This window comes from Mesorhizobium sp. M7D.F.Ca.US.004.01.2.1, from assembly GCF_003997785.1.
GTDB lineage: Bacteria > Pseudomonadota > Alphaproteobacteria > Rhizobiales > Rhizobiaceae > Mesorhizobium > Mesorhizobium loti.
The window spans coordinates 1-2,542 of record NZ_RZRQ01000541.1; the positions used below are offsets into that span (position 1 = coordinate 1).

Below are 2,542 nucleotides of genomic sequence, written 5' to 3' on the forward strand. Positions count from 1 at the left end.
CTCCGAAAGTGTGGCCAGGCGCGCGTGGATTTCCGCGGATTGCGGATGCGTTGCGCCTACCTGATCGCGGTTGTCCAACGCCGAGCGGATCGCATCGATCAAAACCTGGTCGTCGAACGGTTTTTCAATGAAGTCGGAAGCCCCTTCCTTCATCGCCTGAACGGCCAGCGCCACATCGGCGTGCCCCGTCATGACGATCACCGGAAGTGTATGGGAGCGCATTCTGAGTTGGCGCAGGAACTCGATGCCGTCAATGCCAGGCATACGCACGTCGGTCACGATGCAACCGTCGATCTGGCCTGTCGCCGTGGACAGAAAGGCGGTGGCCGATTCGTGCAGGCGCACGGCGAAGTCGGCCGTTCCCAGAAGAAAGCCAAGCGATTTGCGGACGTCCACATCGTCGTCGACCACATGCACGACATCGTTACCGGCCATTGGCAACCTCTTCCCTTTCAACGATGCGCAAGGTGAAGCGGAAAGCCGTCCCTCCGCCGGGAACGGCTTCTGCCCAGATGTGGCCGCCATGCGACTCGACGATGGTACGACAAATGGAAAGACCGACACCCATACCCTGCTTCTTGGTGGTGACAAAGGGTTGGAAAAGCTGGGCCGAGACTTCCGGCGCAATCCCTGTACCCGTATCGATTACGCTTACCTCGGCCATCCCGTCATTCCGGGCTACGGTCATGACGTGCAATTCGCGACGCGGTACACCTTGCATGGCCTCCACCGCGTTGCGCATCAAATTCAGCAGAACCTGCTGAATCTGGATGCGGTCAGTCAGGACCAGTTCGGCGGCGGGATCAAGCTTGTAGCTGACGCGCATATCGATTTCCCGTGCACCGACCAAAGCAAGTGAGGAGGCTTCCTCGATCAGCACCGGCAGATGCTCGACCTGACGCTCGCTCTCGCCTCTCGCGACGAAATCCCTGAGGTGTCGGATGACATCTCCGGCGCGCAAAGCCTGCTCGGCGGCCTTTTCGACGGCCTCACGCAGCATCGGCGCGTGCTCATCAGAGCTCTTCTCGAGCAGTCGGCGGCTGCCCTTGAGGTAGTTCGTGATGGCGGTGAGCGGCTGGTTGATCTCATGTGCAAGCGTCGAAGCCATTTCGCCGAGCGCGGTGAATCGTGCCATGTGGAGCAGTTCCAGCTGCTGTTCCTGGATTCGCGCTTCCGCCCTGTGGCGCTCGGTCAGGTCGCGGCAGAAGCCGGTAAAGAAGCGCCCGGTTCCAGGATTCATCTCGCCGACGGAAAGCTCCATCGGGAAAGTCGTGCCATCCTTGCGTGCCCCGGTCACAGTGCGGCCGAGCCCGATGATCCGGCGCTCTCCCGTCGTCAGGTAGCGAAGCAGATAGGCGTCATGCTCGTCGCGGTAGGGCGAGGGCATCAGCATTTTCACGTTTTGACCGATGACTTCGCCTGACTGGTAGCCGAACAGCGCTTCGGCAGCGGTGCTAAAGGATTGAATCCCACCTTGCTCGTCGATGACGACCATCGCGTCCGGCACTGTTGCCAGGATCGACCGCAAATGGTCCTCACGCAGCCGAAGTGCTGCGTTCGCAAAGGAGAGTTCGCTGACATCAGTACCTTCAATGAAGATCGCGGTGATACGGCCATCGTCAGCCTTGACTGGCTGATAGACAAAATCAAGGATGCGCTCTTCGACTGGGCCGTCAGCTGTGTTGCGAAGGCCAACCTTCACCCCGTGGCCGATGTAGGGCTCGCCGGTCGTGTACACATGGTCCAGATGTTCGAAAAACTCATTCCCTTCGAGCTCGGGAAAGGCGTCCCGCACTGACTTTCCAATCACTTGCCTGTGGCCAGTCAATCGCTGGTAGGCGGCATTGGTCAGCTCGAAAATGTGACCTGGCTCGCGCAGCAGCGCTATAAAGCCGGGAGCCTGATCGAACATTTGAGACAACAGTGATTTCAGTGTCGTCCCGCCGGGTGACAAACTGAGCGCTTCGTCTTTGATCACCTAAAGTTCCTGGGTTCGAGACGGTGCTACCGGGGCTAACTATCACTTCTCTCCATACACGCAAAACGGATCGAGGCCGACGTTTTCGCATGCGGATGCAATTGGCTGGTTCCTTGACGTGCATCAAAGCCTCGGGCGCTGGCGAATGCAATTCATCGCGTATTCGACGGTTCCAGTGAAAGGCGCCTGCAATGTCCTACAAGTCGATTATCGTGAACCTCGCGGTAGATGCACCTCCGGCGGCCATGGTGAGATTGGGGATCGAGCTCGCGGAACGGTTTGGCGCCCGTCTCATCGGTCTGGCGGCAGCGGATGTCCCGCCACTGGTCGCGACAGGCGACGGCATGGTTTACGAAGGCGAGATCATGCAGATCCAGCGCACGGAAATCGAAAAGCGGCTTGCCGAACTGCGTGCCGAATTCGAGCGATTGGTTCCGGCTTCGATCTTCAGCGAATGGGGGCAAGCCGTTTGCAGCCCAACTCGCTTCCTGAGCGTTTCGGCCCGAGCGGCCGACCTCATCGTTACCGGTGAGGCAGGAGACAATGTGTTTCGCGCCGTCGATA

Annotated in this window: 3 protein-coding genes; 1 reads left to right on the forward strand and 2 read right to left on the reverse strand. The window is 59.3% G+C overall.

The genetic code is table 11. The annotated features are described in order from the left end of the window. A partial coding sequence (locus EN993_RS34405) for a response regulator (protein ID WP_127266103.1) occupies positions 1–435 on the reverse strand: 435 nt, incomplete at its 3' end. Then, the gene (locus EN993_RS34410) at positions 425–1,978 is read right to left on the reverse strand and encodes a PAS domain S-box protein (RefSeq protein ID WP_109668967.1); all 1,554 of its coding nucleotides are present in this window, start codon (positions 1,976–1,978) and stop codon (positions 425–427) included. The genes EN993_RS34410 and EN993_RS34405, both read right to left, overlap by 11 nt. Before the next feature lie 191 nt (positions 1,979–2,169). On the opposite strand from EN993_RS34410, the gene EN993_RS34415 reads away from it, so the two are divergent. Further along, the coding region (locus EN993_RS34415) for a universal stress protein (RefSeq protein ID WP_348630428.1) at positions 2,170–2,542 on the forward strand (373 nt) is incomplete at its 3' end.